A 14,790-nucleotide genomic window follows, 5' to 3' on the forward strand; every position below is an offset into this window, starting at 1 on the left:
CAGAACACAGGCGAGGACTCGCAGTGGGACGGAGAGCGGTTCATTCCCCGGAGGAGCTCCGCCAGCTCATCCTGGATGCGTCCCGCACGATCGTTGAAACCAACGGCATTTCAGGCCTGTCCGCACGGGAAATCGCGCGCGTGATCGGATACTCGCCCGGAACGCTCTACAATATCTTTGAAAACCTCGACGACATCCTGCTCACGCTGCAGGTGCAGCTCCTTGGCCGCATCGCTGATCATCTGAAAGATGTGCCGCTTGGAACGAACGGCGAAACGAACGTCGACGCTCTGACGCATGCCTACATCGAATTCGCGCTCGAGAATAAGCGCATGTGGAATCTTCTATTCGCACACAGCGTGACTGGACCCAACCGGGTGCCGCCTCCGTTTCACGAGCATCTCAATGATCTTGCCTGCACCGTCCGCAAGGCGCTGGCACCGCTCGCTCCAGAGGCGACGCACGAGGAGCTCGACACGACCGCACGTGCTTTGTTCGCCGGCGTACATGGAATATCTGCGGTCGCCGCGAGCGAGAAGGGCGCGCATCTGACGCCCGCTACCGCGCAGATCTATGCCAAGGAACTGACGTCCAACTTCGTCAGGGGCTTGCGGTATCGCTCGGAGCACTAGCGGCTGGCTGATCCGCCTCGCTCGGCGCTGCCTCGGCTGCCGGAGCGAGCGCTGTATCCGGTGACGCCACTTCGGGGGCTGTCTCTTTCAGCTCGGCCGGAGATGCTGCAACCGGTGCCGCTGCTGCCGGGGCTTTGCTTACCGACCCGGTCTCGACATCAGAGCCTTTGTCGCCCTCGTGACGGCGCGCAAACCGTGGCGTCTCAACAAGACCGAACCATTTATGCGGCGGCAACAGCCGCTGCTCGAGACCGGTCCACAGACTGCGCGACGCAAGACCATCGACGAACGTGGACGTCGAGGGCGAAATCATGATCGCGCCGAATGTGGCCGCCGCCATCGCCAGCGACGAATAGAAGTAACGCCGGTCGATGAATTTCAAAGCCGTGCCGAACGACGACTTCAGCCGCGTGTCCATGACGTCGACGGAATAGATCTCGTCGAGAGTCAGATGCGTGAGATATCCAAGGAACATGAACGCGCCGCCGAGCCACGCAACGCCCTCAGGCTTGTTCAGCAGGTTCTTGAAAACGATTGCCGTCAAGACCGCACAAAAAGCCGCGGCAAGGATTGAATGCCAAATGCCGCGGTGAACGGAAAGGCGGTGAAAGACCGTGTGCAGCCCATACCGCACAAGCAGCAGCGTCCCGAGCCAAAGAATCCAAAGCTCTGCGATTGAGAATTTCGTCGCCGCGTTGAACAGCACCGCAAATGAAAAGAAAATCGCGAGCCCCGCGAACATGGCCCGGCTCGGACGGGAATCCTTAAGATCGATATCGGGGAGAACGGAACCCAGAACTCCAGCCATTGTCACCGCAACGAGGTTTTCCGGCGCAACGACATTGGCCGCGAGCGTCAATGTCGCAAGAGCCCCGGAAACGACCGTCCCTACCGCGATGTGCGTCGTAAAATTGGCCATGACGTCCCCCAAACTCTGAACGCCGGCTCAGGCGGACCGGCAAATTCTCACCCCGCTATTGTCAGCAACAGATTCGGCCGCTATCTGCGAGGCGCCGCCCCATGAGCCATGTGGATAAGACGGGCCTTTGCGCCCCTACTCCCCATTTTGGTGGCTATGGCCGGCACATCCGGCAGGCAGGTCGGCTGCGACGAGGAAAAGACGGATAGGCATGTCGGCGATTCTAGACTCACTCACGGTAAAGCGGCTTGCGGCGGTAAATATCGCCGTCGCGCTTGTCGTCATCGTGATAAAATACGTCGCCTATCTCGTGTCGGGGTCCGTTGCCCTCTACTCCGACGCGCTCGAAAGCGTCGTCAACGTTATGACGGCGGTGACGACCTTCGCGGCGATCCGCCTGAGCGCCAAGCCGCCCGATTCCGACCATCCGTTCGGGCACCACAAGGCGGAATTCCTCGCCGCGATGTTTGAAGGCGCGATGATCGCCGTCGCGGCTGTGCTCATTCTTCTCAAGGCGCGATCCGCGCTGATCGAGGGCGTCAAGCTCGAGCATTCCACGCTCGGCATCGTCTTCAATATCGTCGCGTCGATCCTCAATGGCGCCTGGGCTTGGCTGCTCATCAATCGCGGCCGATCGTGGCGCTCTCCAGCGCTCGTCGCCGACGGGAAACACCTTTACACGGACGTCATCACCTCTGTCGGCGTCGTCATCGGAGTCGCCTTCGCCGTTCTGACGGGCTGGCACATCCTCGACCCGCTGATCGCGGCCGTCGTGGCGCTGAACATTTTATGGATGGGCTACAGGCTCGCTGTCCAATCGATGTCGCATCTCCTGGATGAAGCCGCGAGCCCCGAGATCGAGAGCAATATCCGCAAGGTGATCGAGGCCAACGGCAGCGGCGCGCTCGAGGCGCACGACATCCGCACGAGGCAGGCCGGACGCGCGCTTTTCATCGAGTTTCATCTGATCGTTCCCGGCTCGATGACGGTGGATGACGCGCACGCCATTTGCGATCGCCTCGAGAACGCCATCGAAACCGCAATCGAAGGATCGGAAGTCGTCATCCACGTCGAGCCGGAAAACAAGGCCAAGCCCGAAGCGACTGGTGCGCTCCCGCTGGAAGGCAACTAGCCGTTCGCCGAAACGCGTTCGGCCCAGAGATCATAGTCTCCGGCTTCGACGACTTTGGCACGCACGATGTCGCCGGCTTTGACGTCGCGCTCGCCGTTCAAGAATACGTTGCCGTCGATCTCGGGCGCATCCCACTTCGAGCGCCCGATCGCGCCGTCCTCATCGACTTCGTCGATCAGAACGTCGATCGTCTGCCCGAGTTTGCGCTCCAGCTGTGCGCTGCTGACGTCCTTCTGCACGGCCATGAAGCGATGCCAGCGTTCTTCTTTCACTTCATCGGGCACCGCGCCATCGATCGCATTCGCCTTCGCGCCCTCGACAGGTTCGTACTTGAAGCATCCGGCGCGATTGATGCCCGCTTCCTTCAGCCAGTCGAGCAGAAACGCGAAATCTTCTTCCGTCTCGCCGGGAAATCCGACGATGAACGTCGAGCGGATCGCAAGATCGGGACAGACCTCGCGCCAGCGGCGAATGCGCTCCGCCGTTTTCTCCTGCGCCGCCGGCCGCCGCATGGCCTTCAGCACTGCGGGCGATGCATGCTGGAACGGGATATCGAGGTACGGCAGGATCTTGCCGTCCGCCATCAGCGGAATGACCTCGTCGACATGCGGATAGGGGTAAACGTAATGCATCCGCACCCAGACGCCGAGATCGCCCAGCGCCCGCGACAGATCGAGAAACCGCGCTTTTAGCGGCGCGCCCTTCCAGGCGCTCTCGGCATATTTGATATCAAGGCCGTACGCGCTCGTATCCTGGCTGATGACGAGCAGTTCCTTGACGCCCGCATTCACCAGACGCTCCGCCTCGCTCATCACATGGTTCGACGGCCGGCTGGCGAGATCGCCGCGCAGTGCCGGAATGATGCAGAACGAGCAGCGGTTGTTACAGCCTTCGGAAATTTTCAGATACGCGTAATGGCGCGGCGTCAGCCGCAGCCCTTCCGGCGGCACCAGATCGACGAACGGATCGTGCAACGGCGGCACGGCATCGTGCACCGCCTCGACCACCTGCTCGTATTGATGCGGACCTGTGACCGCGAGCACGCCCGGATGCGCATCGCGAATACGGTTCTCCTCGACGCCGAAGCACCCGGTGACGATGACGCGGCCATTCGCGTTCATGGCTTCGCCGATCGCGTCCAGGCTTTCCTTCTTCGCGGAATCGAGAAAACCGCACGTGTTGACGACGACGACATCCGCGCCTTCATAGTCGCGCGCGATCATATAGCCTTCGGCTCGGAGCTTGGTGATGATCCGTTCGCTATCGACCAGCGCCTTCGGGCAGCCGAGCGACACAAAGCCGACCTTCGGCGCGGCTGCCATGTCGGAGCCGTGCGCAGCACGCCGCGCTTTCGCGTTTACTTTGACCGAGGGGTTCGCCATTTCGCGCTTCTAGCCTCGACGCCCCAAAAGCGCAATCGCGACAGAGTAGCAACCGGCGGTAGGCGCCCCCAGCTGCGCCGCAGCCCGAAAATTCAGGCAATCCGCCGCAAATGGTTGTCGAAGGCAATGTCCTGAAGCGTATGCTCGGAAACGACCCGCGCTTGCGCCGTCTCGTAGCGGATGACGCCGAACCCCGACGACGCGGCGAAGTTATGCTCGCCCTCCGACGACAGGCCGCAAACGTCCTTGAGATCGCTTTTGCCCACGACCGCGCCGGTTTCGGAATCGACGTAGAGAACGTGTCCCGCCTTCGGCGCGCTCGCGGCAATGAAGCGGCCGTCGTTGCTGACCGCCATCGCACCGATGTACCCGCGCAAACCCTTACCGCCGCCCGGCGCATCGACCAGCTTCAGCTGGCGATCGACCCCGGCGCTGCCGACGATCTGCGGCGTCTCGCTCGGACTTCCTTCCCATTGTCCGCCGAACCAGATGAGTCCGGTCTTGTCCTGCGTCACATGCCGGATCGACAACGACTTGAGATCGCCAGTCATCGCGTGCTTGGCGACAAGCTTGCCGCTTTCCGCGTCAACGAAAGCCAGCGACGGCTCCATCGTATCGACATTCAGATTTTCGCGGCCGGCGTCGGGCACCGTATCGAGGCCGCCATTCCCGACCGCGATCGTCTTGCCGTCCGCCAGCAGCATGATTTCGTGCGGCCCGATTCCGTAGCTCTGATGCTCGCCGATTTTTTTGTAGCCGCGCGCCACGTCGTAGATGCCGATGAGACCGATCTCGCTCTCGACGTCCGCTTCCGATGTGTAAAGCAGCCGCCCGTCCTGCGAAAATCCGCCATGCCCATAGTAATGACGATCTTTGCCGGGGGTGAAGACATGCGGCGGCGTCGCCTTGTCGATATCGAAGGCCACACCGAACACGCCCGGCCGCCGCGCGAACACCGCGACCCGTCCCGACGGACGATGATAGGCGATGTCATGCCCCCGCGCCGTCAGCGGAACTTCGCGAACGATCGATCCGTCGGCCCGAAGCAGAAGGACGCAGTAATTCTTCATGCCTTTGCGCGCCGTCGCGACATACGCGATGTCGCGATCGGCGGCCGAAGCCAACGCCTTGCTCTGGTACGCTGCACCGACGAACGCCAGCGTGCCGAGCAGCAACGACCTGCGATCAATCACCGTCAAGCTCATTGAATCCTACCGTCAGTCCCGCTGCCGTCGACAAGCGATTGGCGACGATGTTGCGCAATCCGTTCATGCGATCAAAAACCTCTCGCGAGGTCGGCGTATCCTTGCGCTGCGCATGCGACGAGCGGCCTCCCGCGCCGTCGATAGACTCGATCGTCCGCCACGTTCCCTGCGACCAGCCTTTCATCCAGGCCATGTCGGGCTTCAGATACGCTTCGAGGTGCATCGCATCGTAGAGCTGCCGCAGCGACGCGATGCTCGCCGCGTAAACCTGCTTTTGCAAACCGGATTTGTTGTAGGGCGGCGACAGCCTGATCTTCGTATCGACCTGCGGCTTCAGTTGCAGATCCGCCGTCAACGAGATCCCCATCAGAAACGCCTTCACGATCTCGACGGCCGACTCGCTCTCATTCCTGTACGTATCGTTGTCAGGTCCGGGACTCAGCATCTTGTCTTTCCAGCCGCCCGGCTTTTCCCAGCCATCGGAAACTTCGCCCACCACCCGCACGATGTTGTGCGCAATCGCCTGCGCCATGACGCAGCGGAACTGCGCCGGCTCCGTCGGCCCGAGAGGAACCTCGCTGTCGCGCATCAGGAATTCGAGCGCCGGAAGCCCCTGCACGGCCGCGCTCTGCTTCGCAAGCGCACCGGGTTCGCCGAGCTTCTCGTCTTTGTTCAGGAGGATCATGCGCAACTGCCGCCCGACGAAACCGCGCGGATCGGGCCAGAATGAAATCTGCTCGCGCCGTCCATTTTCAAGCATCGGGCCGAAGCGCAGGAAATCGATCCCTGCATAGGCCGTGACGGCGGCTGCGAATTTCTCGTCCAGCGTGCGCCGTGCCTCTTCCGAACCCGTTTTGCAGACGGCTTCGACGGCCGGCGGGAGCGCCTCTGCGGCACGCTTCATAGCGTCGATGTGCGGAATGATATGCGTGTCGATCGCCGTCCGCGTCAGCTCCAAATGGCTCGGGGGCGCGTTGGCGGACATCGCCGCCGTCGTCAGCGTCAGCGTGATCAAAAAGGAAAACAGCACTTTCATCGTCGCATTCATAATCCGCTCACGTAATCGACCAGTCGTTGTCTGTCTTCCGGCTTCAGCGCGTTGAAGAGATCCCGGCTCCGCGCGCCTTCGCCGCCGTGTTTCGCCACCGCTTCCGTCACGTTTGCCGCCGAACCGTCGTGAAGGAAGCGGCGTTCCTTCTCGCGCACATGCCCGTCGATCAACGGCGCCGTTCGCCATTCCTGCGGCTTGACCCCCGGCTCACCGACGCCATCGTCGAGCGCCGATCCCATATCGTGAAGCAGCAGATCGGTAAATGCGGTGACGGTGCCGCCGTCGCGCGTCGCCAGGGACGGCACGTGGCACGTGGCGCAGCCGGCTTTGGCAAAGAGATCTGCGGCTTCCGGATCGGCGGCCCTGTGCCGCGCCCGCAAAGTCCCGAGATACACCGAAACGACTCTCAGAATATCGTCCGACAGTTCGCGGCCCTTGAACAGGACGCTCTCACCGTTGGGCGCAACAAGACACGCGGTTTCCAGAATTGTGCAATCGCCGTAAGGCCGCGCCTGCTTCGGGCTCGACAGACCCATGTCGAACGCAAACGCATGTGCGACTTGTTCTTCGAGCGTCACCTGCGCCGCTTTCCAGCCATACCGGCCGATGCGTCCCGCAATGATGTTCGCACGCCCCCTGACGCCGTCGCCGTCGCGATCGTCCGCATCGACGCGCTTCAGGATTTCGGCGTCCGAAACATTGTCGAACGCCGCGCGGCCGAATAGCGACGGCGCTTGCCGCACGCCAGCCTTGATGCCGTCCGCCAGCGCCCGGTCGTTCAGCTTGAGATCGAGCTTCGGCAGATAGCGCGCGGTTCCCTCCGGCATCAGCCCCGGAACGGCGTTGGTCTGCAGTTCGAGCCCATAGAAAGGATCGGTCGCTCCCTGAGCATCGCCGAAGCGCACGACCGCACCCGAAAGATCCTGCGATCCATCTTCGCGTGTCACGACGTGCGAACCCTCACCGCGTCCATGACATCCCGTGCACGAGCGCGAAATGAACAGCGGCCCGAGGCCGTCGGACGCATCCGTCGATGCGGGCGCCGGCACCCACATGCGGTCGAACAGCGCCTTGCCCATCGCGGCATCGAGCGGATCGGCATCGGCCACGCGTGGCCAAACCGCCGCAAAGGCGAACAGCGCGATCTTGAGCCAGAGTCTGAAACCGGAGGTCATGCGACCTCGATGTAGCCCATCATGCCAGTTTCCTGGTGATCGATGATGTGGCAATGGAACATCCACTTCCCCGGTTGTCCCCCGACGATCCCTGCCTGCACGCGCTCGTTCGGACGCAGCAGAATGGTATCGGCACGATGCGGCGGCACATGCCGCATGCTCGAATTCATGACCTCGAACGTGTGCCCGTGGATATGAATGGGATGCGAATGCGGGGTCGTGTTCTGCAGATCGAAGATATAACTCTGCCCCGACTTGAGCACCGCGAGCGGCGGCCCGAGATCTCTGTGATCCATGCTGGACCACGCCTGCTTGTTGATCGCCCAGAACGTGCGTTTCGTCAGACAAAGCGAGCCGATTTCGATATCGGACTTGGCAAATTCCGCGAGCGCCTCACCCGTCGCCGTAGCCGAGAAAATAAACGGAATGATCTGCGCGTTGCCGACGTCCACGTTCGGAAACGGCATGACCTTCAACGGCGTCGGCACGAAGGCGCCGCTACGCTTCGCTGGTCCTTCGGAGACGAACTCCGCCAGCACGACCGGCTCCTTCGCGAAAAAGTCCACGAGGCGAACCTTGCCGCCCTCCGGCGCCGTGCGCAGGAGGATGTCGATGCGCATCGCCGGCCCCATGCGCCACGACACGAGCGGCAGCGGATCGAGACCGTTACCGTCAATGGCGATGATCGCCGCTTCTCCATCCTCGAAGCCGATTTCGGAAATCCGCGTCGGATCGACGTTGTAAAATCGAATGCGCACGTTGGCCGATGACGGCACCTTGAAGACCGCCGTTTTCTCGCCGTTGACTGAACGGACGGTGCCGGACGTGCCCGCTTTCGCCGCCCCTGCGTCCGTCGAAAACGGCAGGAACGTGCCCTCGGGCGAAAGACGCCAGTCCTTCATCATCAGGACGTACTCGGCGTCCGACGGTTCGATCTCGTCGCCTTCGACGATCAGCGCGCCGACAAGACCGCGCCCGAAATGTTCATCCGTATTGCAGTGCGTGTGAAAAAAGAAGCTGCCCGTGTCCGGCGGCACGAAGGAATACGTGCCGGAGCTGCCCGGTTCGACCGGCTTCTGCGTCATGAACGGCACGCCGTCCTGATCGTTCGGAATTCTCAATCCGTGCCAATGCAGCGAGACGTATTCACCGGCGCGCGGCAAATGGTTTGCGTACTGCGTATCCAGCCGCTCGCCGAGCTTCATGCGCACGATCGGATAGAGCGACCCGTCTTCGAAGGTCCAAAGCGGCAGCGTCTTGCCGTCGAAACACGGCAGCGCGGCCGGACGCTCGGCGAGATCGAGCACCAGCTTCTTAGTGTCGTTTGCAATCGGCTGCGCAATAACAGGCGCTCGCGCGACCGCCTTGCCGCCTCCAAATGCAAAAACCGCCGCGGCACTCCCTGAGAATGCCGCGGCGCCCGTCAAAAGTTCTCGACGTGTTAGCATGGGGCTCGTCCACCACCCGTTATCGATCGCAACGGTCTCGTTTAGGAGCCTTTGCCAATTTACTTCTTGGTCGCAACTTGATCCGGATGATCGAGGCTGTCGGAACCTTCGATCTTGATCTTCAGGTTCAGCGCCGCAACAACCGCCTGGACGGCGCGGGCCTGCGCCACGAGCGCGTCTACGCCATCGAGAATGAGCTTGTTACCGGCGTCGTTTCCGGCTGCCAGCATCTGGTTGTAGCCCATTTCACCGGAATCCGCTTTGACCTTGATGGCATTGAGCTTCGCCTTGGCGTTCTCCATCGCCTCGTCGACACGCTTCGCAGCGTCGGGAGCCTTGGCACGCGCAAGCTCGGCGATGCTCGCACCCGAAACAGCGGTCGCGCCGTCGTACTTGCCGTTCCAGATTTCGATCATGCCCACCTGGTCATAGTAGTGGCTGTTCTGCGTGTTGTTGGAGAAGCAGTCGTGCGCCTCTTCCGGGTCATGCAGCAGCACACCGAGCTTCATGCGCTCGCCCGCCAGTTCGCCGTATGACAGCGATCCGATGCCGGTGAGAATCGTCGACAGCTGAGCGTTCGCGTCCTGTTTCGAAAGCGCCTCGCGCGCCGCACCGCCGGCCTTCCAATTGCCGGCCATCTCGCTGAGATCGTCGATCAGAAGCGAGCTCGCGGCCTTGAGGTAATCGCGGCGGCGATCGCAGTTGTCATGCGTGCAGTTCTTGAGATCGAAATCGCTTGCCGGACGTTCGCCCGCACCAGCGCTCGTGCCGTGCAGGTTCTGACCCCATAGCAGGAATTCGATGGCGTGGTAGCCGGTGCCGACGTTGGATTCGACTTCAAGCGCGCTGTTGAGCTGCGCGATCACCGTCTTGTCGATCTTGCTGGCGTCGAGAACTTTCGGCCCAAGGCGGACGGACTTGTTCGCGATGATGTTTGCCGTGTAGAGCGGGTTCTCTTCCTTCGCATCGCCGTAGCTCGCCTTGTCGACGTAATCGATCAGGCCTTCGTCGAGCGGCCACGAGTTGACGTTGCCCTCCCAGTCATCGACGATCTTGTTGCCGAAGCGAAAACCTTCGGTCTGCATGTAGGGGATACGCGCCGCCTTCCAGGCGTCCTGCGCCGCCTTCTGGGTCGTCGCATCGGGAGCGGCGAGGAAGGCATCGATCGCCTTATCGAGGTCTTTTGCCTTGGCGAGCGAGTCGGAGTACATCGCCTCGGCGAGATCGCCGTACGTCTTGACGACGTCTTTGACCGCCGGTGCGTCAGCGAAAGCCGGACGAGCAACCGTTCCTGCGAACGCCAGCCCCGTCGCGCAGGCTATCGCAATCGCCAATTTTGACATCGTGCCTTCTCCATCATGTTTCTGGGTTTGGCGATAGAATGCGGTAAGTCGCGGATCGCCCAAAATTATTTACCGTGTTAGTATACATTAGCACCCTTGAACGGTGTCAAGTGAACTCCGCCTCACGTTGGCACGTTGTCAGCGGCGCACCGCCGCGCGGTACTTGCCATAGAGTCAGGAATTTGAAAGAAACGGTCGTCAGACTCTAGAGCTGCGGCCGCGCGGCCACCGGGTAAACAAATATGCGCTTGACGAAGCAAACCGGCCACGCAATCCGCATTCTGATCGATTGCACCCTGGCAAACGACGAGCTTGTGAAGGTCGCGGACGTGTCCGAGCGGCTTGGCGTTACAAAGCAGAACGTCTTCAAGATTGTCCATATTCTCTCTCACGCTGGCTTCCTGTCGGCCGTGAGGGGCCCGAATGGCGGCGTCCGGCTCGCCAAACCCGCGACGTCGATCAAGATCGGCGACGTGGTAAGGGCGATCGAGGTCACGCGCGTGCAGGTCGAAGGCGGACGCGGGCGGAAGACCGTCGACAACGATCCGGCCTCCATCAACGCCATGTTCGACGACGCCCTGAGCGCTTTCATCTCCGTTCTGGACCAGCACACCCTGGCCGAACTCGCGAGCCAGAAATCGCCTCTCGGGGTATCCAATGCCGATCGCGACGGAGAAGACAGCCGCGGTACGAAAACGCGCGCCAAGAAGCCCGCAGCGCGTGCCGCGCGACGGAGCTGATTGCCGCCGGAGAGGCAATGTCGCTCATTAAAAACTGGCTGCCGCCCGCAATCCCGACGAATGCGTCTGCAGGCTTTGCAGCATTGAGCGCGATCGCGTTGCTGGCCTTGATCCCAACGTGGCTGTACGCGGGCGAACAATGGCGCCTAGGCCTTGGAGTCCTATGCGGCTTGCTCGCAGGCATCAGTGCGGCGCTGGCATGGAATTGCCGCTCAAACCCTGAAAATATAACCGAAGCGATTGCAAATGCTGGGGCAACGGAGCCCTTCTCCTGGCCGGATCTCGTCGCCGCGATCCCCGATCCGACAATCGTTCTGAACCGTTCGTCGGTCGTGCTGAAGTACAACGCGGCGGCGCTCGCCATTTTCGAAAGGCTGACGCAAGGGCGGCCGCTCGAGCACATCAGCCGCGATCCGGAACTCATCGCCGCCGTTACCGGAGCTTTCGAAACCGCCGAGAAACGCAAGGCGAAGCTGTTGCCCCGTGGCGGCGGTGGTCAGCGTTTCATCGCGACGGTCGCGCCGTTCGGAGGCGAAGCCGGGCAGCCTGCCGTCGCCGCCTTGATCACGATCCATGACGAATCGGAACAGCATCGCGCCCTTGAGATGCGGACCGATTTCGTCGCCAATGCCAGTCACGAATTGCGTACGCCGCTGGCGTCCGTCCGCGGCTTCATCGAAACGCTGCAGGGCCCGGCGCGCAACGACGAAGTCGCGCACGACCGCTTTCTCAAGATCATGGCCGAGCAGGCCGAACGCATGACGCGCCTCATCGACGACCTGCTTTTGCTCAGCCGCGTCGAAGAGAAAGCCAACCTCAATCCGACCGGTCAGGTCAGGCTGAGCGAATTGCTCAACGAGGTGGTGCGTGCGCTGACACCCGCAGCGGAAGAGCGGCAGATCACGATCACGGTCGAGCCGGAATCATCGCCACTCGTCGCAAAGGGCGAGCGCGACGAACTTTTCCAGGTCTTTCACAATCTGATCGAAAACGCTGTTAAATACGGCCGCGTCGGCGGCTCGGTGAAAGTCCATCTCCAGGAAAGTGAACGGGATCCCAGCCGAAAACGTGTGGCCGTTACTGTTACAGACGACGGCCCCGGTATTGCGCCGGAGCATCTCCCGCGCCTGACGGAACGCTTTTACCGCGTCAGCACCGAGCATAGCCGCCGGATCGGCGGCACCGGCCTAGGCCTCGCCATCGCCAAACATATCCTGACCCGCCATCAGGGCGAGCTGTCCGTCGACTCGGTCGTCGGGCGCGGTACGACCTTCAAGGTGTCTCTCCCAAAATATAAATAAATCAATGACCTGAACTGTCACAAATACATAGCATCAAACGCCTACAAAGGCCCCGGCGCTGAATGACAGCCTTGTGACACACAGCCGTCCCGCAAGGGCTTGGCCGTCGCAAATGATCATTTCGCTGTCAGTCCTCATTCAAGAAGGACGGGTACTGAACAGAACCGAGGGGATGGCCGGAACAGAGGTCGCGTTCGACACCTCAGCCTGGCTAGGAATCGTTCAAAAACAAGGCGTTAACGTTTCATATACTCTTGAACTAAGTGGACTACAGAGTGCGCGCCGGGCCTGGGGGTCCGGCAAATGGGGGACTAGGCTTCGAGCCCCCGCTAAGAGGAGATTTAGAGTGAGACAGTCTTTTGTTGCGCTTTTTGCGGCGCTGGCGGCCACCGCCGCGGCGACTGCGCCCGTCAAAGCCGACATCTCAGGCGCGGGCGCTACGTTCCCGTACCCCGTGTACGCAAAGTGGGCTGACACCTACAAAAAGGAAACCAACGTCGGTCTGAACTATCAGTCGATCGGTTCCGGCGGCGGCATCAAGCAGATCATCGCCAACACGGTCACCTTCGGCGCGTCCGACAAGCCCCTCTCTGGCGAAGAGCTCGAGAAGAACGGCCTCGTCCAGTTCCCGACCGTCATGGGCGGTATCGTTCCGGTCGTGAACATCGACGGCATCAAGCCGGGCGATCTCGTCCTCGACGGCCCGACCATCGCCAAGATCTACCTCGGCGACATCAAGACCTGGGACGACCCGGCGATCAAGAAGCTGAACCCCGACGCGAAGCTTCCCTCGGACGCCATCGCCGTCGTCTTCCGTTCGGACGGATCGGGCACGACGTTCGTCTGGACGAACTACCTCTCGAAGGTCAGCGAAGACTTCAAGTCGAAGATCGGCTCGAACACGTCGGTTCAGTTCCCGGCCGGCATCGGCGCCAAGGGTAACGAAGGCGTTGCCAACAACGTGATGCAGACCAAGGGCTCGATCGGCTACGTCGAATACGCCTACGCCAAGCAGAACAAGCTCTCGCACACGAAGCTGATCAACAAGGACGGCAAGACGGTTGCGCCGGTCAAGGAAGCCTTCCAGGCTGCTGCCGCCAACGCCGATTGGGCATCTGCTCCCGGCATGGGCGTCATCCTGACGGACGAGCCGGGTGCCGAATCCTGGCCGATCACCAACCCGACCTTCATCCTGATCCACAAGAAGCCGAAGGACATTGCCGCCGCGAAGGACGCACTCAAGTTCTTCGATTGGGCTTACGCCAAAGGCTCGGCCGAGGCTGAAGCGCTCGACTACGTCCCGCTGCCCGCCGGCGTCGTCGCTCAGATCAAGAAGAGCTGGGCCGAGATCGTCGGCGAAGACAACAAGCCGGTCCTCGCAACGAACTAAGACGACTGCAATACTGGAGGCGCTCTCATCGGCGCCTCCTTCACTTTGCCCATTTACGGTTGGACCTGGAGCATAGATTTTGAGTTTCCTCACCGATCTTCAAGTTCAGCCGTCAGCCTCTCCGGCAGAACGGCGGAGCGTTCTCGGCGCCTTGCAAAGGTCCGACGTCTTCTTCCGGTATCTGACGCAGTCGTCCGCCTACTTCGTCCTGGCGCTGCTGACTGCGATTTTCGGGTCTCTCATCGCCGGCGGCTACCTCGCCTTCTCGACCTTCGGCTTCAGCTTCCTGACAACCGAATCCTGGAACCCGGTCACGGAAAAATTCGGCGCCGTCGCGCCAATCTACGGAACGATCGTCACCTCCGCGATCGCCATGCTCATCGCCGTGCCGATCAGCATCGGTATCGCCGTATTCCTCACCGAACTCTGCCCGATGGTGCTGCGCCGGCCGATCGGCATCGCGATCGAACTGCTCGCCGGCATTCCGAGCATCATCTACGGCATCTGGGGCCTCTTCTTCTTCGCCCCCTTTCTGCAGCGCAACGTGCAGCCCGAGCTGATTGCCTTGTTCAAGGACGTCCCCGTCCTGAATAGCCTTTTCGCCGGACCGCCTTACGGCATCGGCATCCTGACCTCCGCGCTCATTCTCGCGATGATGGTGCTGCCGTTCGTGACCGCCGTCTGCCGCGACGTGTTCGACACCGTCCCGACCGTGCTCAAGGAAGCCGCTTACGGCATGGGCTGGACGACGCGCGAAGTCGTGAAAAACGTCGTCATTCCCTATACCCGCGTCGGCATCATCGGCGGCGTCATGCTCGGCCTCGGCCGCGCCCTCGGCGAAACGATGGCCGTGACCTTCGTCATCGGCAACGCACACCGCGTTTCAGCTTCCATCCTGGCGCCGGGCACGACGATCTCCGCGACCATCGCCAACGAGTTCACCGAAGCAGTCGGCGACCTCTATACCTCGTCGCTGATCGCCCTCGGCCTCATCCTGTTCTTCATCACCTTCGTCGTTCTCGCGCTTGCACGGCTCATGCTGATGCGCATCGAGAAGAAAGCGGGAGCGTAA

13 protein-coding genes are annotated in these 14,790 nt (G+C 61.6%); 6 read left to right on the forward strand and 7 right to left on the reverse strand.

From position 1 onward, the window contains the following. The first annotated feature begins 23 nt into the window (after positions 1-23). Positions 24-632 carry a TetR/AcrR family transcriptional regulator gene (locus HYPGJ_RS12255; RefSeq protein ID WP_046847403.1) on the forward strand — a complete coding sequence of 203 codons (609 nt, stop codon included), beginning with the start codon at positions 24-26 and terminating at the stop codon, positions 630-632. Here HYPGJ_RS12255 and HYPGJ_RS12260 read toward each other — a convergent pair. Beyond that, positions 601-1,551, reverse strand: a complete 951-nt coding sequence (locus HYPGJ_RS12260; RefSeq protein WP_046847404.1) for a metal-dependent hydrolase — start codon at positions 1,549-1,551, stop codon at positions 601-603. The genes HYPGJ_RS12255 and HYPGJ_RS12260 overlap by 32 nt on opposite strands. A gap of 211 nt (positions 1,552-1,762) precedes the next feature. On the opposite strand from HYPGJ_RS12260, the gene HYPGJ_RS12265 reads away from it, so the two are divergent. Continuing rightward, positions 1,763-2,683 carry a cation diffusion facilitator family transporter gene (locus HYPGJ_RS12265; RefSeq protein WP_046847405.1) on the forward strand — a complete coding sequence of 307 codons (921 nt, stop codon included), beginning with the start codon at positions 1,763-1,765 and terminating at the stop codon, positions 2,681-2,683. Here the strand turns inward: HYPGJ_RS12265 and rimO are convergent. The 6 genes from rimO to HYPGJ_RS12295 form a co-directional block, all read right to left on the reverse strand. Then, positions 2,680-4,005: a 30S ribosomal protein S12 methylthiotransferase RimO gene (gene rimO, locus HYPGJ_RS12270; protein ID WP_200185756.1), complete on the reverse strand. Its 1,326-nt coding sequence runs from the start codon at positions 4,003-4,005 to the stop codon at positions 2,680-2,682. The two genes, HYPGJ_RS12265 and rimO, sit on opposite strands and share 4 nt — an antisense overlap. Positions 4,006-4,157: 152 nt before the next feature. Then, positions 4,158-5,270, reverse strand: a complete 1,113-nt coding sequence (locus HYPGJ_RS12275; protein WP_046847407.1) for a DUF1513 domain-containing protein — start codon at positions 5,268-5,270, stop codon at positions 4,158-4,160. After that, positions 5,251-6,318 (reverse strand): imelysin family protein, encoded by a 1,068-nt coding sequence (locus HYPGJ_RS12280; RefSeq protein WP_046847408.1) that lies wholly within the window; start codon positions 6,316-6,318, stop codon positions 5,251-5,253. The genes HYPGJ_RS12275 and HYPGJ_RS12280 overlap by 20 nt, the downstream gene beginning before the upstream one ends. Further along, positions 6,315-7,496: a di-heme oxidoredictase family protein gene (locus HYPGJ_RS12285; RefSeq protein ID WP_046847409.1), complete on the reverse strand. Its 1,182-nt coding sequence runs from the start codon at positions 7,494-7,496 to the stop codon at positions 6,315-6,317. Before HYPGJ_RS12285 ends, HYPGJ_RS12280 begins: the two co-directional genes overlap by 4 nt. Beyond that, positions 7,493-8,944 (reverse strand): multicopper oxidase family protein, encoded by a 1,452-nt coding sequence (locus tag HYPGJ_RS12290; RefSeq protein ID WP_046847410.1) that lies wholly within the window; start codon positions 8,942-8,944, stop codon positions 7,493-7,495. Before HYPGJ_RS12290 ends, HYPGJ_RS12285 begins: the two co-directional genes overlap by 4 nt. Positions 8,945-9,003: 59 nt before the next feature. Further along, complete coding sequence (locus tag HYPGJ_RS12295; RefSeq protein ID WP_046847411.1) at positions 9,004-10,287, reverse strand: imelysin family protein; 1,284 nt, start codon at positions 10,285-10,287, stop codon at positions 9,004-9,006. Positions 10,288-10,529: 242 nt separating this feature from the next. On the opposite strand from HYPGJ_RS12295, the gene HYPGJ_RS12300 reads away from it, so the two are divergent. From HYPGJ_RS12300 to pstC, 4 genes are all read left to right on the forward strand, one after another. Beyond that, positions 10,530-11,027 carry an Rrf2 family transcriptional regulator gene (locus HYPGJ_RS12300; protein WP_046847412.1) on the forward strand — a complete coding sequence of 166 codons (498 nt, stop codon included), beginning with the start codon at positions 10,530-10,532 and terminating at the stop codon, positions 11,025-11,027. 17 nt (positions 11,028-11,044) lie between these two features. Then, positions 11,045-12,328, forward strand: a complete 1,284-nt coding sequence (locus HYPGJ_RS12305) for an ATP-binding protein (RefSeq protein WP_046847413.1) — start codon at positions 11,045-11,047, stop codon at positions 12,326-12,328. 346 nt (positions 12,329-12,674) lie between these two features. After that, positions 12,675-13,718 carry a phosphate ABC transporter substrate-binding protein PstS gene (gene pstS, locus HYPGJ_RS12310; RefSeq protein ID WP_046847414.1) on the forward strand — a complete coding sequence of 348 codons (1,044 nt, stop codon included), beginning with the start codon at positions 12,675-12,677 and terminating at the stop codon, positions 13,716-13,718. Between the two features lie 79 nt (positions 13,719-13,797). Then, complete coding sequence (gene pstC / locus HYPGJ_RS12315; RefSeq protein WP_046847415.1) at positions 13,798-14,790, forward strand: phosphate ABC transporter permease subunit PstC; 993 nt, start codon at positions 13,798-13,800, stop codon at positions 14,788-14,790.

The sequence above is a fragment of the Hyphomicrobium sp. GJ21 genome (assembly GCF_001006785.1).
Classification (GTDB): domain Bacteria; phylum Pseudomonadota; class Alphaproteobacteria; order Rhizobiales; family Hyphomicrobiaceae; genus Hyphomicrobium_B.